20 protein-coding genes are annotated in these 21,587 nt (G+C 59.3%); 9 read left to right on the plus strand and 11 right to left on the minus strand.

Features of this window, described 5'->3' with window-relative positions; translation table 11 throughout:
- Positions 1–14: 14 nt before the first annotated feature.
- Positions 15–1,601, minus strand: a complete 1,587-nt coding sequence (gene mdlC / locus FRH_RS05280; protein WP_219862259.1) for a benzoylformate decarboxylase — start codon at positions 1,599–1,601, stop codon at positions 15–17.
- Positions 1,602–1,700: 99 nt separating this feature from the next.
- Here mdlC and FRH_RS05285 point away from each other — a divergent pair, with 99 nt between their 5' ends.
- Together FRH_RS05285 and FRH_RS05290 are read left to right on the plus strand one after the other, a co-directional pair.
- Positions 1,701–2,600, plus strand: coding sequence for a LysR family transcriptional regulator (locus tag FRH_RS05285; protein ID WP_219862261.1), 900 nt, complete (start codon positions 1,701–1,703; stop codon positions 2,598–2,600).
- Positions 2,601–2,827: 227 nt separating this feature from the next.
- On the plus strand, positions 2,828–3,937 hold the full coding sequence (locus tag FRH_RS05290; protein WP_219862262.1) for a 2-dehydropantoate 2-reductase: 1,110 nt from the start codon (positions 2,828–2,830) through the stop codon (positions 3,935–3,937).
- Between the two features lie 146 nt (positions 3,938–4,083).
- On the opposite strand, the gene pcaG is transcribed toward FRH_RS05290, so the two are convergent.
- The 8 genes from pcaG to FRH_RS05330 form a co-directional block, all read right to left on the minus strand.
- Positions 4,084–4,728, minus strand: coding sequence for a protocatechuate 3,4-dioxygenase subunit alpha (pcaG, locus tag FRH_RS05295; protein ID WP_281997909.1), 645 nt, complete (start codon positions 4,726–4,728; stop codon positions 4,084–4,086).
- A 15-nt stretch (positions 4,729–4,743) separates the two neighbouring features.
- A complete protein-coding gene (gene pcaH / locus FRH_RS05300) occupies positions 4,744–5,475 on the minus strand; it encodes a protocatechuate 3,4-dioxygenase subunit beta (RefSeq protein WP_239296323.1) in 732 nt (243 codons plus the stop codon).
- A 32-nt stretch (positions 5,476–5,507) separates the two neighbouring features.
- A complete protein-coding gene (locus tag FRH_RS05305; protein ID WP_281997910.1) occupies positions 5,508–6,677 on the minus strand; it encodes an alpha/beta fold hydrolase in 1,170 nt (389 codons plus the stop codon).
- 11 nt (positions 6,678–6,688) lie between these two features.
- Positions 6,689–7,891 (minus strand): 3-oxoadipyl-CoA thiolase, encoded by a 1,203-nt coding sequence (gene pcaF / locus FRH_RS05310; RefSeq protein ID WP_281997911.1) that lies wholly within the window; start codon positions 7,889–7,891, stop codon positions 6,689–6,691.
- 10 nt (positions 7,892–7,901) lie between these two features.
- Positions 7,902–8,669, minus strand: a complete 768-nt coding sequence (locus tag FRH_RS05315) for a CoA-transferase subunit beta (RefSeq protein WP_348773462.1) — start codon at positions 8,667–8,669, stop codon at positions 7,902–7,904.
- Positions 8,670–8,674: 5 nt separating this feature from the next.
- Positions 8,675–9,493: a CoA-transferase gene (locus FRH_RS05320; protein ID WP_219862274.1), complete on the minus strand. Its 819-nt coding sequence runs from the start codon at positions 9,491–9,493 to the stop codon at positions 8,675–8,677.
- A 187-nt stretch (positions 9,494–9,680) separates the two neighbouring features.
- Complete coding sequence (locus tag FRH_RS05325) at positions 9,681–11,009, minus strand: adenylosuccinate lyase family protein (protein WP_281997913.1); 1,329 nt, start codon at positions 11,007–11,009, stop codon at positions 9,681–9,683.
- A 172-nt stretch (positions 11,010–11,181) separates the two neighbouring features.
- Complete coding sequence (locus FRH_RS05330) at positions 11,182–11,868, minus strand: TetR/AcrR family transcriptional regulator (RefSeq protein WP_196781569.1); 687 nt, start codon at positions 11,866–11,868, stop codon at positions 11,182–11,184.
- Between the two features lie 165 nt (positions 11,869–12,033).
- Here FRH_RS05330 and FRH_RS05335 point away from each other — a divergent pair, with 165 nt between their 5' ends.
- The 7 genes from FRH_RS05335 to FRH_RS05365 all read left to right on the plus strand — a co-directional run bounded on the left by FRH_RS05335 (position 12,034) and on the right by FRH_RS05365 (position 19,490).
- Positions 12,034–13,080 carry a DctP family TRAP transporter solute-binding subunit gene (locus FRH_RS05335; RefSeq protein ID WP_153843551.1) on the plus strand — a complete coding sequence of 349 codons (1,047 nt, stop codon included), beginning with the start codon at positions 12,034–12,036 and terminating at the stop codon, positions 13,078–13,080.
- Between the two features lie 85 nt (positions 13,081–13,165).
- Positions 13,166–13,663 (plus strand): TRAP transporter small permease, encoded by a 498-nt coding sequence (locus tag FRH_RS05340; protein WP_153843552.1) that lies wholly within the window; start codon positions 13,166–13,168, stop codon positions 13,661–13,663.
- Positions 13,660–14,925, plus strand: coding sequence for a TRAP transporter large permease (locus FRH_RS05345; protein ID WP_281997914.1), 1,266 nt, complete (start codon positions 13,660–13,662; stop codon positions 14,923–14,925). Before FRH_RS05340 ends, FRH_RS05345 begins: the two co-directional genes overlap by 4 nt.
- Positions 14,926–14,953: 28 nt before the next feature.
- Positions 14,954–16,831 (plus strand): sugar phosphate isomerase/epimerase and 4-hydroxyphenylpyruvate domain-containing protein, encoded by a 1,878-nt coding sequence (locus FRH_RS05350; protein WP_281997915.1) that lies wholly within the window; start codon positions 14,954–14,956, stop codon positions 16,829–16,831.
- Entirely contained in the window at positions 16,828–17,706 is an 879-nt protein-coding gene (locus FRH_RS05355; protein ID WP_153843555.1) for a shikimate dehydrogenase, read from the plus strand. The genes FRH_RS05350 and FRH_RS05355 overlap by 4 nt, the downstream gene beginning before the upstream one ends.
- Before the next feature lie 71 nt (positions 17,707–17,777).
- Positions 17,778–18,728 carry an AEC family transporter gene (locus FRH_RS05360; RefSeq protein WP_281997916.1) on the plus strand — a complete coding sequence of 317 codons (951 nt, stop codon included), beginning with the start codon at positions 17,778–17,780 and terminating at the stop codon, positions 18,726–18,728.
- Positions 18,729–18,761: 33 nt separating this feature from the next.
- Complete coding sequence (locus FRH_RS05365; RefSeq protein WP_281997917.1) at positions 18,762–19,490, plus strand: SDR family oxidoreductase; 729 nt, start codon at positions 18,762–18,764, stop codon at positions 19,488–19,490.
- A 41-nt stretch (positions 19,491–19,531) separates the two neighbouring features.
- Here the strand turns inward: FRH_RS05365 and FRH_RS05370 are convergent, their stop codons facing one another.
- Positions 19,532–21,028, minus strand: a complete 1,497-nt coding sequence (locus tag FRH_RS05370) for a tripartite tricarboxylate transporter permease (RefSeq protein ID WP_281997918.1) — start codon at positions 21,026–21,028, stop codon at positions 19,532–19,534.
- 26 nt (positions 21,029–21,054) lie between these two features.
- Positions 21,055–21,555, minus strand: a complete 501-nt coding sequence (locus tag FRH_RS05375) for a tripartite tricarboxylate transporter TctB family protein (RefSeq protein WP_281997919.1) — start codon at positions 21,553–21,555, stop codon at positions 21,055–21,057.
- Positions 21,556–21,587: the final 32 nt, after the last annotated feature.

Below are 21,587 nucleotides of genomic sequence, written 5' to 3' on the forward strand. Positions count from 1 at the left end.
GATATAGCTTCGTATCAAGGCTCTATCGTTGTCGTCGGCACCTCCAGCAATATCGGGCGGGAAGCCTTCAGCGCTCGGCATAGTGCCTCCTCGAAGGTCTCGAGCGTCTCTGTACGAACCGCCTCAACGCCATACCCCCTAGCCAATTCGCAAAAATCCAGCCCAGGCACATCGAGCCCTGGAGCGTCTTCAGCATCCAGCAGCCGTGAGAACCAGCGTAGCGCTCCATAGGTATCGTTCTTGAGAATGATAAAGACCACCGGGACGTTGTACTGGGCGGCGCTCCACAACGCGCTGATAGCATAATTCGCTGACCCATCACCGATGACCGCGATCACCTGCCGATGGGGCTGAGCGAGCTGGACGCCCACCGCAGCGGGCAAGCCAAAACCGAGCCCGCCTGCCGCCGGAAAAAAGTAGCTTCCAGGGTGGCGCATCTCAACGCGCTGCCAGAAAGCAGACACCGTCGACGTCGACTCTTTAACGTAGATCGCGTCCTCTGGCGCGAGGGCGTTAAGTGCGTCAAAGACACTCTCCGGCGCTAAGCGCCCAGTGGAAACCGCCTGAGGTGATGGCAAAGGAAGAGGACTGGGCAGCGCACGGTCACGTTGTGGTAACAACGGCAGCAGCGCTTCCAGCGTGGCATGGATATCGCCAACGAGAGCGTGTCCCACCGGAGCGCGGGCCGCCTCTTGCAGGTCGCCGGTCAAATGCAACAGTGTTGCACCTTGAGGTATATAACGACCCGGCGCATATTGATGATAGCGAAACACTGGCGCACCAATCACCAGTATCAGGTCATGGCCTTCCAGCTTGTCTGAAATACCCGAAATGGCCGCCGGTAGTACACCGCGGAAACAGGCATGGCGCGTGGGAAAGGGGCAGCGCGACGCCGAGGGAGCCACCCACACCGGCATACAGAGTCGTTCGCTCAGCTCTACGGCCAGTGCATTGGCACGAACGGCATCCACCTCCGGCCCCAGTACCAACACAGGGTCATGCGCTTGTTGGAGAGTTTCAGCCAAGGCGTCCAGCTGGGAGACCGATGGTAAACCGGCATGGCGAACATCGTGCTGAACGACTTGATCTGCGTCACCTTCGAGTTCGTGGTCCCAGTCATCATAAGGAATCGAGACATAGACCGGGCCCCGGGCGGGCAGGTTCGCCATGTGAATCGCCTGGCTCAATGCCCTCGGTACATCCTCTGCACAGGCAGGCTCGTAACTCCATTTAACCAGTGGGCGCGGAAGTGACGCGGCATCGACATTCGCCAGCATCGCCTCAACACCGATCATAGAGCGCGCCTGCTGGCCTGCCGTAATGACCAACGGTGAATGGGAATACCAGGCATTGGTCAGCGCCCCCATCGCATTGCCGGTTCCCGCGGCGGCATGTAAGTTGACCAGTACCGGCTGCCCGCTGGCCAGGGAGTAGCCGTCGGCCATGCCCACCACCACGCCTTCATGAAGGCCCAGAATGTAACGGAAGTCTTCAGGGAAGCTCTTCAAGAACGGCAGTTCATTGGATCCCGGATTACCGAAAACGGTGTCGAGGCCCTGTCGGCGCAGAAGCTGGTAAGTAATAGCGTGTACGGTTGGCATATGTGGCCCTAGCGTGAAGACGTTTGTTTCACACTAATGGGCCTTTAAAAATCCATCAAATCAATATATGTTCTACAAATTATAAATGGTGTCTATTCTATGGCGGCTATCGATCTCAATCTGGTCAGGGTCTTCGTCACTCTCTTCGATGCCCGTAGCGTCACGGTCGCGGCGGATCGATTGAACGTGACCCAGCCGTCCGTCAGCTACGCGCTATCGAGACTGCGCGACCTATTTGACGACCGTCTTTTTGTACGTTCTCGCGACGGCATGGAGCCAACCTTCACTGCGATTCAGCTCTACCCAACGCTGCGCGACTCGCTCGCTCAGATCGACAGTACGCTGGAGGAAAATCGCGAATTCGTTCCGTCCTCATCGCATCGCCGCTTTCGACTAGCGCTGACGGATCTCGGTGAACTGGCACTACTGCCCCGCATTCTCTCTCACATGCACACCGAGGCGCCAAACGTGGAGTTGGAAGTCATTGCGTTGGAAATCGACAAGGTTGAGGAGTGGCTGGCGGCAGGGAAGGTGAATGCGGTGATCTGTAGTCGACCGATGACTGCCTCGGGCGTAGCGCGCCAAGTCATTCTCAAGGAGCGATACGTTTGCCTGCTGAATCAACATCACCCAACGATTGGTGACCATCTCAGCCTGGAGCAATTCATGGAGGCCAAGCATGCTGTGGTTGCCGCTTCGTCAGGGCATGGCCTGGCTGAAGATGTGCTGGCACAGCGTGGGTTAAAACGCAAAGTTAGCCTCGTGGTGCCCCACTTCTCTATTTTACCCAGAGTGCTCCAAAAGAGTGACTTAGTCGTGATTCTACCTCAGCAAATTGCGTCCAACTTCGTAAATGAAGCTCCTTTGAAAGCACTTGAGCTGCCGTTCGAAGTGCCCCCATTCGATGTAACACTTTACTGGCAGGCACATACGTCGCGTTCACCCGCTCAACGTTGGTTCTGTGAAAGCATCATTACCGCCATCACTGAGAAACAGTAAGTTTCGGCAAATACAAGCCGCCTTCGCAAGCCCAGCTATTTTTGCAACACCTTCACTTCTTCATATACGTTTACGCACCGACTCAACACCAAGCAAACAGAACGTAACATCTCAATGAAATACCGCCCCCAACCGTCACGCTTGAAACGATGAACGGCGACATTGCCAACCAACAGAATAAACACTATCTATAAATATTCCTCAAACTATCTATTTGATTTATTAGCATGCGGCACGATACAAGTGATAGTCAACAAGCCATTGATGGATGGCTATCAGCCCAGTTAACAACCATCCAATACGCTTACTCCGTTGCAAAAAAGCCAACAAAAAACATGTGCACAGATTTATCAAGAGGACAAATAGTGGATAACCCAAACAGAAAAAGACCTCGTATCGCTATCCTCGGCGCAGGAGCAATGGGTGGACTCATCGGTGGAAGCCTTTCCGAAGGAGGCGCGGACGTTACCCTGATTGATGTCAATGCAGAGCACGTTGCCGCTTTGCGCCAGAAGGGGCTCAAGCTCAAGACGGATAAAGGAGAACGGTTCATTCCTGTCCCGGTGCTTTTTCCTTGGGAAGTAAGTCAAACCTATGACCTTATTATAGTTTTCACTAAAACAATGCACACCAAGTCGGCAATAACGGCCATACGTTCAGCCATAGACTCTCATACTGTCCTCTTAAGCCTGCAAAATGGGCTCGATAACAAGCTTTCTTTAATGGAGTTCGTCGATCAAAAGAACATCATCATCGGCATTACCACTTACCCTGCAGACACGAAGCAGACAGGGTGTGTGGAGTCTCACGGTGAAGGTATCGTCAAGCTTGCTGCCGCCTCGACCTCGGCTGCACCACCGATACTTAACGATATTCCTGAACTCTTCACGCATAGCGGGATAAGAACCATCGTTGCCCCCCAGGTAGAAGTCGCCATTTGGGAAAAAGTCATCTTCAATGCCGCTTTGAACGGCCTCTGCGCAATCACTCGCTCGACCGTTGGCCAAATAGCGGCTAATGCGGATACGAGGGAGCTTGCATTCCAAATTATCGATGAACTTTGTACGACCGCTCATGCGTGTGGCTTTGCGGTTCAGAATGAGCGTATCGAGAAAACCGTGAGCGAAGCTCTGGAACGCCACACCTCCCATAAGCCCTCTATGCTTCAGGACGTGCTAGCAGAAAGGCCTACCGAAATCGAAGCGATTTGTGGCGCTGCCGTACGCCGTGCGGAAGAACACCGCATCGCGGTGCCTGTTACCCGCACTATTCTGAAGCTTGTTAGGCATATCGACTGGCGCTTAGAAGTGGCTACATCGATTAATCATTCTCAATGACATTCTCAAGAAATCTGCTCGATGAGCGTTCAAGCTAACGTTGAGTAGCGGATAGCTGATTGGGCCATTAGTGCGAGTCTAGGGCAAATGATATGGGCAGCCAACTGGCTGCCCATATCATTGCTTGCCTACCCGCCTGCTTAAAATCAAAAATCAAAAAACACCGTCTCACCCTCACCCTGTAAGCAGATATCCAGCCGGTAACGCACCTTGCCACCCACCTCTTCGCGCTGGGCGATCAGCGTTTGGCGGCGCGTCGGTGACTCGATGCGCGAAAGCACCGGGCACTGAGCGTTCGCTTCGGCCTCATCGTCGAAGTAGAGGCGCGTTTGCAGGTGGATGTTCACTCCACGGGCAAAGAGCGTCAGGTTGATGTGTGGCGCCATCAACTGCCCACTGGGGTGTTTCACCGCGCCGGGCTTGATGGTGGTCAGCGACCACTCGCTGCCGTGATCGAAGGTGGTCGCGGTGCGGCCAAAGCTATTGAACGGCTTGTTCAGGTCATAATCGGCCTGGTAATCACCATTAGCATCGGCTTGCCATGCCTCAATAAACGCATCGCGTACCAGATCGCCGTTGCCGTCGATCACGGTACCTACCACTTCGATATGCTCGCCCTCGGCGTCGGGCTTGGCCATCTCGTTCCAGATTTCTTCGTCGCGCACGGGGTTACCCGCCGCGGCGAGGGCAAGGCCGATATGCACGTAGGGGCCGGCCGTTTGCGAGGCGGTTTCCCGCAGCATCAGATCGCTGGCCGGCTGGGTATTGGGCTGAATAGCGGGCTGTTTCATGAGGTTCCCCTAGCCTTACTGGTTTTCGAAATAGGTCTGCAGCTCACCGCGCACCACGATGTCAAAGCGATAGGCCAGACAGTCCATCGGTTTGCTATGGGCCATGTCGAGTCGGCCGATCATGGTGTCCACCGCGTCGGGATCCCTGAGTGTGTGCACGATGGGGCACAGGGGAATCAGCGGGTCACCCTCGAAGTACATCTGGGTGATCAGCCGCGTCGAAATCGCAGGCCCGGTGACCGAGACGTGAATATGCGCAGGCCGCCAGCTATTCATATCGTTGGGCCACGGGTAGGGGCCGGGCTTGATGGTGCGAAAACGATAAAAGCCCTGCTCGTCGGTCAAACAGCGCCCTACACCGCCGAAATTAGGGTCCAGCGGTGCCAGGTACTTATCGTTTTTGTGGCGGTAGCGCCCACCGGCGTTGGCCTGCCACATTTCTACCAGGGTGTGCGGTACTGGCTTGCCAAACTGGTCGACCACGCGGCCAAACATGATGATGCGCTCGCCCTGGGGAAGTCCGCCCCGGTCTGGATCCTGGCGGAAGTTCAGCAGCAGGTCGTTATCGTGGGGTCCCATGCGCAGATGGCTAAAGTCCGGGCCGGTCAACTCGGATGCCGTGGGTTGCTGCATACTCACCAGCGCCTGCTGCGGCGAGCGCGGTACGGAGGTTTTGTAGCCCGGCGCATAGGCGGGCGGATGCCAGTTGCGGTCGCGTGCCACAAAGCGTTTGTTGTCGTGGGTCATCGCCCTTACCTCTTATCCATGATGTTGATTCGCTACTCGCCCCACCCCATCTCTTTGGCGAGGGCAAAGGCGTGGTTGGCCGCCGGAACGCCGCCGTAAATCGCCACATGCATCAGCACTTGGCGCAGCTCGGCGTCGGTCAGTCCAATCCGCTTGGCGGTTTTCAGGTGCAGCGTGAGCTCTTCGCGACCCAGGGCGGCGAGAATGCCGGTGGTGATCATGCTGCGCTCACGGCGGGTGAGATCGTCGTTGCTCCACAGCTCGCCCCAGGCCAAGCGGGTAATCATCTGCTGGAAGGGCGCATCCAGGCTGTTGGCGTTGGCGGTGGAGCGCGCGACGTGCTCCTCGCCCAATACCTGCTTGCGCGTCTCCAAGCCGGTCGCATAAGCTACGCCGTGGTTGGCCACGTCGCCTAAATCCCTCATTAGTACGGCGCGCAGTTTCTCCGCAAACAGCGCCGGGGCTTCCACCGAAGGCACATGGCCAACGCCGTCAAAAATCTCTAGCGGTGCGCCATCGAGCTCTGTCGCCAGGGCGTCCAGCGTCGCGGGGGGCGTGGCCATATCTTCACTGCCGCCAAACAGCTGCACTTTCGTGCTCTTGCCTGAGAGCTTGCCAGTAAAGGTATCGCGACCCAGCATTTCGCACAGCTGGGCGTAGGATTCATCGTCGCCACGGCCCATCTGGGTACACCAGCCCGCTTTCAGCGCGGGGCTTGCCTCGAACGCCGCTGGAGCAAACCAGCGCGGCACGATCTCTTCAGACATCGCCGCTAGGCCTTCCTGGCGCACGCGGCCGGCGCGCGTGTTCCAGAGATCCGGGTTGCCAATCACGGCGCCGGTGTTGGTCAGCGCTGCGGAGAGCAGGCGGTCGCCATGCTCGGCAATCAGCTGCTGGCCCACTACCCCTCCAATGGAGGTACCGGCAAAGTGAAAGCGCTGCGCGCCCGCCAGGTCTACCAGCGCCAATGCCTCCGCCGCGAGATCAGCAGGGGTAATGTGCTCCCCACTCACCGCCTGGCTGGCACCGTGGCCGGGGAGATCCCAGGTCAGCACCCGATAGCGGGGCAGCAGTGCGGGAATCACGTCATCCCACACCGCTTGGCTCATGCCCAACGGGTGCGCCAGTACGACCAACGGATTGCCTTCTGCGCCGAGCAGGCGGTAAGCCACGCTGCGGCCATTGATGGTATGAAACGCCATGACGGTCTCCGTTAAACGCGTTCGATCAGGGTAGCAATTCCCTGCCCAACACCTACACACATGGTGCACAGCGCGTAGCGCTTGCCGCTGTTGTGCAGCTCATGAGCCGCGGTCATCAACAAGCGCGCACCGGACATACCCAGCGGGTGGCCAAGCGCAATCGCGCCGCCGTTGGGGTTCACACGGGGGTCGTCGTCTTCAAGGCCCAAGTCGCGCATACAGGCCAGCGCCTGGGCGGCGAACGCTTCGTTGAACTCGAATACATCGATCTCATCCATCGAGATACCGGTGCGTTCGAGCAGTTTCTGCACCGCTGGTACCGGGCCGTAGCCCATGATGCGCGGCTCGACGCCCGCCGTGGCCATGCCGATGATTTTCGCCATCGGCTTGAGACCGTGCTGCTTGACCGCCGCCTCGCTGGCGACCAGCATGGCTGCCGCGCCGTCGTTCACACCGGAGGCGTTGCCAGCGGTGACGCTGCCACCATCACGGAACGGCGTCGGCAGCGCCGCTAGTTTTTCCAACGTGGTTTCCCGCAGGTGCTCGTCCTGATCGAAGCTCAGCGGCTCCTGCTTGCGGCGGGGAATCTCGATGGCGGTAATCTCTTGGGCAAAACGCCCAGCTTTTTGGGCCGCCGCGGCTTTCTGCTGGGAGCGCAGCGCAAACGCATCCTGGTCTTCCCTAGAGATATTGAACTGTTCGGCGACGTTTTCTGCCGTTTCCGGCATAGAGTCAATGCCAAAGGTTTTCTTCATCAGCGGGTTGACCAAGCGCCAGCCGATGGTGGTGTCTTCGATTTTCTGGCCGCGGGAAAAGGCGCTGTCGGCCTTGCCCATCACGTAGGGCGCGCGAGACATGGATTCCACGCCGCCTGCCAGCGCCAGCGCCATCTCACCGGCCTTGACCGCGCGAAACGCCGTGCCCACCGCATCCATGCCCGAACCGCACAGGCGGTTCATCGTGGTGCCGGGCACCGAGGTGGGAATGCCCGCCAGCAGCGACGACATCCGCGCCACGTTGCGGTTATCTTCGCCGGCCTGGTTGGCACAGCCCATGAACACTTCTTCGATGGCGGCGGGGTCGAGACTCGGCGCTTCCGCTAATACCGCTTTAAAAATCGTGGCGGCGAAATCATCCGGACGCACGCTCGCCAACGTGCCGCCAAAGCGGCCAATCGCGGTGCGGCGGGGATGACATAGATAAACGTCACTCATGGCAAACTCCTCATGCGCCCGCGTGGGCTTGCTCGGTGCGGGCTTTTAGCTCGCGCAAAATGGTCAGCTCGTGGGCACTGGGCTCGGGAGTGCTGTCGAGCTGCTCGGCAAAACGGATGTCCCAGCCGGTCGCATCGATGACGTCTTCGCGGCTAACGCCAGGATGCAGCGAGACGACCACCAGCTCCTTGGTGTCGGGGTCAGGCTTCATCACGCACAGGTCGGTGATCACCCGAGTCGGGCCTTTGCCGATGTTGGGTACGTTGTCGCGGCCTTTGCCGTCGCGGCCAAAGCCTAGCGTGGTCACGAAATCGACGTCTTTTACAAAGGCGCGCTTGGAGTGCTTCAGCGTGATGAACACCTCGCCAGCGTTGGTGGCGATTTCCGGCGCGCCGCCGCCGCCCGGCAGTCGTACCTTGGGCGCTTTGTAATCACCAATTAGCGTGGTATTCAGGTTGGCAAAGCGGTCGATTTGCGCGGTGCCCAAAAAGCCCACGTCGATTTTGCCGCCCTGCAGCCAGTAGCGGAACATCTCCGGCACCGCCACGGTGGTCAGCGCCGACTCGCACAACTCGCCATCGCCTATCGAGAGCGGCAGGGTATCGGGCTTGGTTTGCAGCGTGCCGGATTCGTAAATCAGCACCACGTCCGGTGCATGGGTGAGACGCGCCAAATTCGCGGCTTCAGAAGGCAGGCCGATGCCGACGAAGCAGGTCATGCCGTTTTCGAGCGCCCGCGCCGCGGTGACCGACATCATTTCAGAAGAGGTATATTCCAGACTCATCAGGCTTGGCCTCCTGCATTAAAGACGTTGTCGTCGAGCCACTGGGTAAAGGTGTCGCGGTCGCGTGCGATGGCATCCCACTCTTTGTAGAAGCGATTGCTGCGGCCGTAGTAGCCGTGGGTATAAGAAGGCAGGGCCCCTTTTTCGGCGACGGCGATGGCGCTAATGGCCCAGCTGGGAATCACGCAGGCGTTGGGAGTCGCCCCCAGGTCATCGACAATCTCTTCCACCGTGACGATGCTGTGCTTGGCGGCCAGTACCGCCTCTTTTTGTACCCCGACGATACCCTCGACCAGCACGTTGCCCTGGCGATCCGCCCGCTGGGCGTGAATGATCGACACATCCGGTCGCACCGCAGGAACCGCGGCCAACCGCTCGCCGGTGAACGGGCAGTCGATGAACTTGATTTGGTCGTTGACGCTGGGCAGCTCGCTGCCGATGTAGCCGCGGAACACCGCCAGCGGCAACCCCGCCGCCCCCGCTTCGAAGGCGCAGGCCATCGCCGCGTGACTATGCTCCAGAATCTCGATCTTGCATGGCCAGCCTTTCTCGACGGCATCACGCAGGCGGTGCAGCGAGCCGACACCAGGGTTACCGCCCCAGGAGAAGATGACTTTTTTGGCACAGCCCGCGCCGATCATTTGGTCGTAAATGATATCGGGGGTCATGCGAATCAGCGTCAGGTCACGCTTTTTCTGACGGATCACTTCGTGACCTGCCGCAAAAGGAATCAGGTGGGTAAAGCCTTCCATGGCCACGGTAGCGCCGTCTTCGACGAAGCGCGCTACCGCGTCATGCAAGCTGAGAAACTCGGCCATGATGGGTGCCTCTTAGCTGGTCGTTGCCATACTTGTTGGTATTTGTTCGTCAGACGAACACAGATTCTCAATACGAACAAGTTACTTCCGAACACCTATCGGGTCAAATGGCGGTGGCGTTTCCCAGACAGCGAGCGAACGGCACGGACAAATCGAGTGAATCAAAAAAACATGGATAAACAGACACTTAATCCGACATCAGCCAGGTACGGGCACGCTTCACCTGCTCCCTGCTGCTACCAAGGTATAAAGCTGGGTCGCAGGCATCTCGCAGCGCATCGGCGTCGATGACGTCTTTCACGTCAGGATGGCTCGAGAGCACGTCTGCGTAGGCGCGGGCTTCTCGACGCGCGGTCTCCGCCGCGTCGGCACTGACGGCTTTGGCCTTCTCGGTGCCTAACGTGGGAGCCAACAATCGGGCGACCGGTTCGGCCATGATGCCCCCGCCCGTGGCCGTCAAATTGCGCGCCATGTTTTCAGCGTTCACGTCGAGCCCCTCCAGCAGCACGGCGACCTGCTCCAAGGCGCCTTCTACCAGTAGAGCGCTTTCGATCAACGGCGCCCACTCGGCATGCCATTCGCCCAGTCCACGCTCGAGAGGTTGCGCCGCAGCGCTCATCACGACGCTGGTATGGCCATGCACGAGCCGCGCGGCTCCCTTGATCAGTGCGCTACGTACCGGGTTACGCTTATGCGGCATCGACGAGGACTCGCCCATGCCGGGCGCGGAGGGCTCCGCCACTTCGCCCACTTCGGTTTGCGTCAGTAGCGACACATCCAGGGCGATTTTTTCAGCGGCGCCCGCGACGGCATCCAATGCCGTACTGAGCGCATGGATCGGGTAGCGGTCGGTATGCCAGGGGAGCACCGGCGACGCCAACCCTAGCCGCTCGGCCAGCGCGTCCATCCAGTCGAGCCCCAAATGCCCCCAGCCCGAGTGCACGCCCACTGCGCCGCCGAACTGTACGGGCAGCGCCACGTCCATCAAGCGGCGTCGACTCTGCTCTAGGCCAATCGCCCAGTGGGCCACCTTTACCCCGAAGGTAATCGGCAGCGCCTGCTGCATCAGCGTACGCCCCACCATCACGGTATCCCCATGCGCGCTCATCAGCGCCAGTGCCGCCGCACGACAGCGCAGCAGTAGGTCGTTCAGCGCGGCCAAGCGCGGTGTCAGTAGCAGCATCAGCGCCGAATCGACGACATCCTGGCTGGTCGCTCCTTGGTGCCAGTAGCGTTTCAGCTCATCAGGAAGCAGGGAGCGCCCCTGCTTCACGAAGGGAATCGCCACATTGCCACCACTGGCAATGCCCTCTGCCAGGGCATCGACGCTGAAGGTGGCCTTTTCTAACCGATCGCGTATTTGCTGGCTCACCCCGGTAGGTACGGCTCCACTGGCTTCCTGCACTTCCGCCAGGGCGAGCTCGAAAGCCAGCATGGCCTTCACCATGGCCTGCTCATCACAGGCGTCCAAGGCAGGCTGGCTCATGAAGGGGTGTTGGGTAAAGATGGCGGGCATGGCAACGACGTCTCCGTTAGCAACGCCTTGGCAACTGCGTGCCAAGAGGCAAGGGTCCTGAGCGCACGCATTTGTACTTATGTTCGCTCTTCGAACTATAGGCTAAAGAGACCGCTACCCATCAAGCAACCAAAATTTAACAATAGGCGCTACGCTGCTCACGATGACGTTGCTAGGGGATTGCCATCGTGGTGTCATCCGGCAACACGTATCGCATCACCATGTCCGTGACATGGTCTTCCAGCTTGCGCTGATTCTCCGGCGTCATTTGTTGCCAGTCGAAAATGCGCGAAAACGTGTGCTGGTTGGAGACGTTGAAAAATGAGAGTGCGCTAATCAGCCAATGAAGCTCGCGGGGGTCGAGCCCTTCACGAAAACAGCCCGCCTCGACACCGCGGCTGTAGACGTTGGTAAGCGCATCGATCACGCCTGCGTTCAGCGATTGGATCAGTTTCGATTGCGCCAGATAGCGGCCATGATGGATGTTCTCGATCATCACCAGGCGAATGAAGTCGGGATTGTTGGCGTGATGGCAGAACGTAAACCGCACCAATCGGCTCAGCGCCTCTACCGGAGCCAAATGGTTTAGCTGCAGCTCCGTTTCTTGTAAACGCACTTTTTGATACGCCGCTTCCAGCGTATGCAAGTAGAGCGTCTCTTTGTCTTTGAAGTAGTAGTAAATCATGCGCTTGGAGGCACGCGTCTTTTCGGCGATTTCGTCTATGCGCGCCCCTGACAAGCCTTTTTCCGAGAATTCGCGCGTGGCGACGGCCAGGATATCGGCCTGGACAGACTCGGGATCGTTTTTACGGCCGCGCCGCGGAGAAGAGGACGAAGAAGCGTTGGATGTGGCGGTCATCGAGAGGGCCTTTATTATCATGATCGTCTTTGGTCTAGTATGCCATATATTGACTGAACGTACCATTTCGTACATTGTTGTTTTGGACACGGTGAAATGGCCATGTGCATCACCTTCATGGCTTTTCAAACCCCATGACAATGGCTCGATAAGAGGACAACAATAATGTCTCTACGCCCCATGCTCTCACTACCAACGACATCCATGAAACGCACGCTGACAGTGGCGATTGCGTCGGCAGCACTGCTGACGGCGGCACATGCCTCGGCACAAACCCTGCGCTTTGCCCATGTGGACCCCGACGACTGGACGACCTCCAAAAAAGGGGCCGCCGGTCAGGTCTTCAAAAACCTCGTCGAAGCCGAAACCGACCTCACGGTCGAGCTCTATCCGGCGGGTGCGTTAGGTGGGGAAACCGAACTCATCGAAGGCGCGCAGGATGGCACCATTAGCATTGCGATGGTGTCCGGCGCCTATGCGAACTTCTGCCCGGCCGTCGCCGTCACGGACATTCCGTACACCTTCCCGTCAGCGCCCGTTGCCTGGGAAGTCATGGACGGTGAATTCGGTACGGCACTCGCCGAACACTGCCTCGAGCAAACCGGCCTGCGCACCCTGGCCTATGGCGAAACCGGCTTCCGTCATTTCACCAACTCCGTGCGCCCCATTCATACCCCCGAGGACATGCAGGGGCTGAAGTTCCGAGTACAAACCATCCCTCTCTACTTGGAAATGGTCAGCGCACTCGGCGGAGTGCCGCAGGGAATTGCCTGGGGTGAAGTACCGACGGCGCTGGCGACCGGCGTGGTCGATGGCCAAGAGAACCCCATCTCGGTGATCTACGGCAACAATTTCTACGAGTTCCAGGACTACCTGACCCTCGATCGCCATGTGTACGGTGTCGATCACATCCTGATCAACGATGAGATCTTCCAGTCGCTCTCCGAAGAAGAGCAAGCCGCCGTGAAGCGCGCGGCAGTGGTGGCAGGCACCACCGGTCGCGCCATCCAGCAGTTCAATTCCGCCGAGGGCATCACCAAGCTGCAGGCAGAAGGCATGGAGATCACTCAGCCCACCGCCGAGCAGATGGACGCCTTCCGCGAAGCCGCACAGCCACCGGTTCAGGCCTACCTGCGCAACGAGCTGGGCGATGAAGCCGAGTGGATCGACCGTCTCGCTGCCGCCGTGGATGACGCCTCCTCACGCTTCTAACCGCCGTTCAATGTAAGTGCTTGCGAGTAGGCCGCCGCGCCTACTCGCCTCCTTGCGTGCCTGACCATCGATCGAAGGTGCCCTTATGCCTGCTCTTCTCCGCCGAATACATCGCGGCCTCATACTTTTCAATGGCAGCCTGGCGGGGCTTGCCATGATGCTGATCTTCCTGCTGGTCGCAGGTAATGCCTTTGCCCGCTACACCTACGGCGGCTCCATTAGCTGGGGAGAAGACACCGCTATTTACCTGATGATTTACGGCCTGATGTTCGGTATGTCCTGGGCCTATTTACAAGACAAACACATCGGCTTCGATCTCATTCGCCGTTTACTGCCCGCCCACTGGGTGCGTTGGCAGGCGGCGGCGGTCGACGTCGTGGTACTCGCCGTGGGAATCGGCTTGATGGTGTCGGCGGTCGAGTTCATCTCGGCGCGAGGCGGGCGCACGTCGTCGAGTACCGGCATGCCCATGTGGCTGTTCCAAGCGTCCATGCTGCTGGGCGGTGGGTTACTGAGTCTTTCAGCACTCGTCATGGGTGCGCTGCGCTTGAGTCAGCCCATTCATGAGGAGGCATCCTCATGATTTTCATACTGCTCATCGCCCTCGTGTTACTGGGCGTGCCGTTTGCCTTTGCCATCCTCGGTTCGCTCACGGTCCTGATGGGCGCCGGCGATTTGCCCTACCACATTCGCATCGTCTCGCAGCAGTTCTTTGGTGGCATGGAGTCGTTTCCGCTGCTGGCCATTCCGCTCTTCATTCTAGCGGGCGAGCTGATGAACGAAGCCGGTATCACCCACCGCATCATCAACCTCGCCAGCGCCATCGTGGGCCGCCTCAAGGCCGGGCTTGCCCACGTCAATATCTGGGCATCGGTGATTTTTGCCGGACTGTCCGGCTCTGCGATTGCGGATACGTCCGCGCTTGGCCGGGTGTTCATTCCCTCGATGGAAAAAGAGGGCTACCCGCGTGACTTTGCCGCCGCCCTCACCGCGGCGTCGTCCGTGATTGGTCCCATCATTCCGCCGAGCATTCCGGTCATCATCTATGCATTGACGGTCTCGGGCGTCTCCGTGCCAGGGCTCTTTTTGGCCGGCATCGTCCCTGGTGTCCTACTCGCCCTTGGGCTGTCGATTTACGTGTACTTCTTTGCAGGCGACCTGAGCACGGCGACGGTAAAGCAACAGTCACGGCGTCATGCGTTACTGCATGGCCTGCTTCCCGCACTCATGCCGGTATTCGTGGTGGGCGCCATTCTCGCGGGCATGGTCACCCCCACCGAGGCCGCTGCGTTTGCCGTGGTGTACGCGCTGATTCTCGGCGTGGTGCTCTATCGCAACATCAAACTGATCGACCTACCCGCCATTTTTGCCCGCGCCATGCGCGATAGCGCGGTGATCATGGTCATCATGGGTGCCGTTGCCGCCGCCAACTGGGTGTTAACGTTCGAGCGCGTGCCCAACATGCTGACGGAATGGGCCTTGATGAGCATCGATACCCAGTGGACGTTCCTCATTGCCGTCATTCTGCTGCTGCTGGTGGTCGGGCTATTTTTGGAAGGGATTGCCGCTATCTTGGTGCTCGTTCCCATTCTTCACCCGATTGCCATGGCGCTGGGCATCGACCCGCTGCACTTCGGCATCGTGGTGATCTTCAACCTGATGATGGGCCTGATCACACCGCCCATGGGGCTCTGCCTCTTCGTGGCGGACTCCGTGTCGGGCGTGGGCATGGGCCCCATTATCCGGCGCATCATGCCCATGCTCGCCGTCCAGTTCTTGGTGTTACTGCTCATTACCTTCGTACCGTCCTTGGTCACGTTCCTGCCGCGCTTGGCGGGCTACTGATCGCCACTCTTACAAGGAGCATGATGCCATGTACTCATCGATTGCTACCGTTTGCCTCAGCGGCTCGCTGGAAGAGAAAGTCGATGCGATTGCCCAGGCAGGTTTCGAAGGGCTCGAGCTGTTCGAAAACGACTTGACGGCCTTCTCAGGCACGCCACGGGAAGCTGGCGAGCTCATCCGCTCCCGTGGGCTGAAGCTGGTCACTCTCCAGCCTTTTCGTGACTTCGAAGGACTGCAGGGCCGCGCGCGGGAGCGCGCCTTCGATCGCGCCGAGCATAAGTTCGATCTAATGGAAGAGCTCGGCACCGACCTGCTAATGGCCTGCAGCACCGTTCACCCGGATGCCCTGCCAGGCATTAGCCGCGCGGCCGATGACTTTTTCGAGCTGGGCGAACGCGCCGCAAAACGGCAGTTACGCGTGGCCTACGAAGCCCTGGCCTGGGGCCGACACATCCACGACTACCGCGATAGCTGGGAAGTGGTACGCCGCGCGGCGCATCCGCACGTGGGCCTGGTGCTGGATACCTTCCATATCTTCTCGCGCCAGACGGAGCTGGGCACCCTGGGCCGCATTCCCGGTGACCGTATCTTTTTGGTCCAGACCGCCGATGCGCCGCGCCTGTCGATGGATCACCTATCGTGGAGCCGACACTACCGCTGCTTCCCGGGACAGGGCGAGCTACAGATGGATCGATTCATGGCCATGCTGGACGAGACGCGCTACGACGGCCCGCTCTCCCATGAGATCTTTAACGATGTGTTCCGCATGGGCCACAGCGACCAAACCGCGCGCGATGGGCTGCGCTCCTACCATTTACTGCGCAGCATGCAGGGGGATAGCGGCATTCCCGCACCGCAGCCCATCGAGTCCGTCGCCTTTCTCGAAATCGCCGTCGAGCCCGAGGACTTGACGCCGCTGCGCGAGCTGCTGAGCGCCCTGGGCATGGCCTGCGTCGGTCGACACCACACGCTGGACGCCGAGCGCTGGGCGGCGGGCGACGTCAACCTGGTGCTGAATACCGAGTCGAGCTTTACCGGGCGCGTACCGGGCCGTGACGCTACGGCCGTCACGGCGATTGGCCTTCGCGTGGGTAACGCTTATGAAGCGTTCAAGCGGGCCGATAAACTCGGTTACGAGATCGTCGAGCCTGAAGACGTAGGCGCGAGTCACCGCATGAGCGCGCTGCGCAACGTCGATGGCAGCCTCTCGTATATCATCGACGACTCGCAGCTGAGCCGCACGTGGGATCACGAGTTTCCCCTGGAGCGCCAGCCGGTGCCTCAAGGATCGCTGGTGGATATCGACCATATCAGCGTGGCGCTCTCCTACCATGACTACCTGTCGCTGATGCTGCAGTACCGCGCCATCTTCCAACTAGAGGTGACTCCCTCGTTCGACGTCACCGACCCGCGCGGTTTGATTCAAAGCCAAGTACTGCAAAACGGCAATGGTCGTTTTCGTTTAGCGCTCAATGCCAGCGCCTCACCAGACACGGCCAGTAACCGCTTCGTTCGCCAGTACGGCGGGTCGGGCGTTCACCATATCGCTCTAAGCACCACGTCCCTGCGTGATGCCAGTGCTGCGTTACATAAGGCAAACACCCCCGTGCTGCCGATACCCAGCAACTACTATCGCGACCTGGCGGCGCGCTTCGACCTACCGGCGCAAACCCATGCCTGGATGCAGGAGCACCACATCCTGTTCGACCAGGACGCTCACGGCGACTTCCATCAGCTCTATACGCAACCCAACCACAAAGCCTTTTTCATCGAATTAGTGCAGCGAGAAGGCTACCAGGGGCTCGGCGCGCCGAATGCCTTCGTGCGGGTCACGGCACAGCAACGCCTGGAAGCAGCTCGCATAGCCTCAGATATCAATAGCGACACGGGAGAGCGCCCCGCATGATCACGTTAGGACTCGTCGGCGAAGGTATCGCCAAATCACAATCTCCCGACCTGCACGAACGCCTAGGCGCATCGCTGGGCCTAGCCGTCCGCTACGACTTGGTCGACAGCCTGGGGATCGCTGATTTCGACTTTGCCAGCGCCATTCAGCGGCTGCGCGCAGAAGGATACCGAGGCACCAACGTCACCTTTCCCTTCAAAGAGACAGCCGCCAAATTAGCCGACATCTGTGGAGCCGGTGTACAGCGGGTCGGCACCGCCAATACGCTCCTGTTCGATGAACAGGGATTGCGTGCCGAAAACACCGACTATACCGGGTTCATCAGCGCCTACCGTCACTCGTTTGGCAACCAGCCGGCGGGCGATGTCTTGTTGATCGGTGCCGGTGGCGTGGGACGCGCCGTGGCGTGCGCGCTCGGCGAGCTGTCGGCCCGCTGCATCCATATTTTGGAGCGCGACGCTCAGCGTGCCGACACCCTATGCCAGGATCTGAATGCCATGGGCATTGCCGCCACGTGCGTGTCAGCCGAACAGGCAACGCGCGAGCTGCCCACCTGGCAAGGGGTCGTGAACTGCACCCCCATTGGCCACATCAACCATCCCGGCTGCCCCATCGACACCGCAGGCCTGGGTGCCCAGCACTGGGTATTCGATGCGGTGTACATTCCGGCCCATACCGAGCTCTTGAAGGCGGCGCACGAGGCCCACGCCAACACGCTCTCCGGCGTCGACCTGTTCGTCTTTCAGGGAGTGGATGCGTTTCGGTTTTTTACTCAGGGGCAGCTCGACCCAGAGCAGATCACACCGCATGTGATCCCCCTGCGCACTCACTACGTCGAGCAACTCGTTGCACAAAAACCCCAGCGCGCTTCATGACACCCCCATAAATTAGCGTACAATAATTCGCTCAACGAACGCTCATTGCGCGCCGCACCGGGGAGCCGACCATGCTCGATATTCTAGCCATTACCACGCCTATTTTTTTGCTCATGGGTATTGGCTATGTGGCGCGCTGGGGCGGGATCATTCAACGCGAACAGCTGCAAGGCGTGGGCGTTTTCGTGCTGTACTGCGCCTTGCCCGCCCTGGTGATTCGCGCGCTGACCCAGCAGCCGCTGAGCGACATTTTTCAACCGAGCTACCTGCTGGCCTACGGGTTGGGATCGCTCTTCGTGCTGGGCGCGGGCTTGGTCCTCTGCTTGACACTGCAGCGCCAACCGCTGAACGCGAGCGCCATGCAGGCACTCGGCATGACCGCCTCCAATAGCGGGTTCGTCGGCTACCCGGTCGCCGCTATGGTCATCGGCTCACCGGCAGCGGTGCTCTTAGCGCTCAATATGCTGGTGGAAAACCTGCTGATCATTCCCGCCGCGCTCATTCTTGCCGAGATGGGCAACCAGCAGGGCTCGAACGTGTGGCAGACCCTGCGACAGACGGCACGGAATCTGGCGAAAAATCCTTTGCTGATCGGCTTGACCGTCGGGGTCGTCATCGCAGGCACGGGTATCGACATGCCTCTCCCCATCGAGAAAGCGGTCCACATGCTGGCCGAAGCCGCCGGGCCCGCCGCCCTCTTCGTGATTGGTGGCTCGCTATTTGGTCTGCGTGCACAAGGTATGATGAGGGACGTGGGCCAAATCGTGGTGGGCAAGCTACTGCTTCACCCGCTGGCCATTTTGGTCGCGTGTCTCCTGGTACCGAGTATCGAGCCCGTCTACATGGCAGGCGCGCTGCTCTTTGCCGCGGCACCGATGATTAGCATCTATCCTCTATTGGGCCAGCGTTACCACCTGGGAGACGTGAGCGCCGCCGCCATGCTCGTCGCGACGGTCGCCTCCTTTTTTACGCTTAGCCTGCTGATTTGGCTCATGACACTGAGTGACTTAGTCGCCTTTTGAGCCCCTTGCCACATCGCACACGAGGAAGCATGCATGAGTCACGAACGTTCCCAACACGACGTTGCCGTCGTCACGGGTGGAGCACGTAATATCGGCCAAGCCATTGCCCTGCGCCTTCAGCAGGATGGCTATCGCGTCATCGTATTGGATATCGTCGAGCCGGAAGCGGAATCGCTACAGACAGACGCTTACCAGATCGACCTTGCCGACGCCGAAACGACCCGCCACCTCATGACGGATATCGCCAAGCGCTATCCCGTCACTCGGCTGATCAACAATGTCGGCATCGTGGCGCCCGCCCTGCTAGAGGAGGCGACCCTCGAGGATTTCGATACGCTGATGCAGCTGAACGTCCGCTCGGCGCTGATCTGCACCCAAGCGGTGCTGCCCGCCATGAAGGCGCAAGGTAGCGGACGCATCGTCGTGAACGCCAGCCGCGTGGTGCTCGGCAAAGAAGCGCGCTCCATTTACAGCGCCACCAAGGGGGCGCTGCAATCCATGGCCCGCACCTGGGCGCTGGAGCTGGCCGAGCACGGCATCACCGTCAACTGCGTTGCGCCAGGCCCCATTGCGACCAGTGCCTTTTGGCAAAACAATCCGCCCGACTCTGAGCGTGCGCGACGCATCATCGACAACATTCCGCTACGGCGCATGGGCCAGCCGGAAGACGTGGCCCAGGCAGTCAGCTTCTTTTGCGACGAGCGCAGCGGCTTCATCACCGGCCAGACGCTCTATGTGTGCGGCGGCGTCACGGTCGGGTAACCGCTGCCGCCCAGTGTAGCGGTGACGCCACTGGCCTCGTTTCACGATGGGTCGGTGGCAGCTCGTGCGGCGCGGCGTGCGGACAGGAAACGGTAAAGTGCCAGGCCAATCGACACCACCGTCAGGGCAATGAAGGCCCAGGTAATCGGCCCGCGCACGAAGATGGACAAGTCGTTGTGGCCGATCAGCAGCGAGCGGCGCAGGTTGTCTTCGAACATCGGGCCGAGAATGAAGCCGATCAAAAAGGGCGCTGCGGGTATCGCCGCCCGATTGAAGACATACCCCAACACCCCGAACGCCAGCATGAGCCATACGTCGAAGGTGTCGTTGTTCACGGCATACGCTCCGTAAACGCAGAACATCAAGACGATGGGAAAGAGGATCGACTTGGGAATGTCGGCAATGAGCGAAAAGTACTTGATGGCGACGTTGCCCACCACCAGCAGGACCACCGAGCTGAACATGATGCCCATGAAGAGCGCGTAGATCAGCGATAGATTCTCTTGGAACATGAGCGGGCCGGGCGTCAGGCCGTGAACCATGAAGGCGCCCAAGATGATGGCCGTGATCACGTCGCCGGGGATACCGAGCGATAGCAGAGGAATCATCGTGGCACCGGCGACGCCATTGTTACCGGCCTCGGCCGCCGCGACGCCTTCCACTTCGCCCTTACCGAAATTCGCCTTACGAGGGGAGCGGCGGCGGGCGTCGCTATAAGAAATGAACGCCGCCGCCGTGGCGCCCGTACCGGGAATGGCGCCAATGATCACGCCGATCAAACTCCCCCGCACGATGGTCGTCATGCAGCGTTTCAATTCAGCAAAGGCCAAACCCGCCCCGCTCGCTTTCGCTTTGATATGCGGTAGCGCTTTTCTGCGGTAGAACTCGATGATTTCTGGAATGGCAAATAGGCCGATCAGCAGCGGAATGAACGAGATGCTGTCCATCAAGTTGTAATTGCCAAAGGTAAACCGCTGAGAGCCGAAGACGTCGTCCAGCCCTACCAACGAGAGCAGAATACCCAGCAGTGCCGCCATCAACCCCTTGATCATCGAGCCGCTGGCCAACGAGATGATGATGGTGAGCGAAAAACAGATGAGCCAGAAGAATTCCGGTGCGCCAAAATTCAAGGCGATTTTCGCCAAGTAGGCCGCAAAAAAGATCAGCGCAATGTTCGAGATGAAATCGGCAATGACGGAGGAGTAGAGCGCCGTTTTCAGTGCCTTCTTGGCATGCCCCTGTTGTGCCATGGGGTAGCCGTCCAGCAAGGTACAGGCGGAGGCGGGAGAGCCGGGCGTTCTGATCAAGATCGCCGTAATGGAGCCGCCGTACATCCCCCCTTTGTAGATACCCACGAGCAGCAAAATCGCCGCTACCGGCTGCATGGAGAAGGTGAACGGCAGCGCGAGCGCGACTGCCATGGTGGCGGTCAACCCAGGAATCGACCCCACCACCACGCCGATCACGACCCCTAACGCAATGGCGACGAAGTTGTCCAAACTAAAGAACAGCGCGACGACTTCCGAAAAATTTTCCATAGCTCACCCGAAACGTTGACAGCCCATCAGAAACCGATCGGCGATAGTGGAAGCGGTACATTCATCACGTTGACGAAGAGAAGTGTCACTGCGATAGGAAAGACAAAGGCCAAGCCATAGGCCCACCAGGTACGCACGGGATGCGCCACGAACAGGATGAGTGTCGCCAGGATACCGGTGAATACCGCCCCCATCGCTTCGAACAGCGCGACATAGGTCAATAGCGCCGCCACCATCAGCACGAAGCGCCGCGTTGGACCTTTCTCGATCTGTCGTTCGTCGTCTTCGTGACGTCTGTCGAGCAGAAACCCTTGCAGAATCAGCAGAACCGAAAACAGCACGATCAGCCAGCCCACGATCCCCGGTAGCCAGCGCGGTGACATCATGGGGTTTTGTAGAATCGGCGGTTCACTGATGTAGTTCGGCACCAGATAGAACACCAGCGCCAATGAGAAGCACAGCAGGATGCCCCCCGCTATCACATCATTGACGTCTTTTATCCTTCGCTTAGCATCTGAGCGTGTCATGACGGCATTCCCCAGGGAAACAAGAAAGGCGA

The organism is Halomonas sp. A020 (assembly GCF_027943625.1).
Classification (GTDB): Bacteria; Pseudomonadota; Gammaproteobacteria; order Pseudomonadales; family Halomonadaceae; genus Vreelandella; species Vreelandella piezotolerans.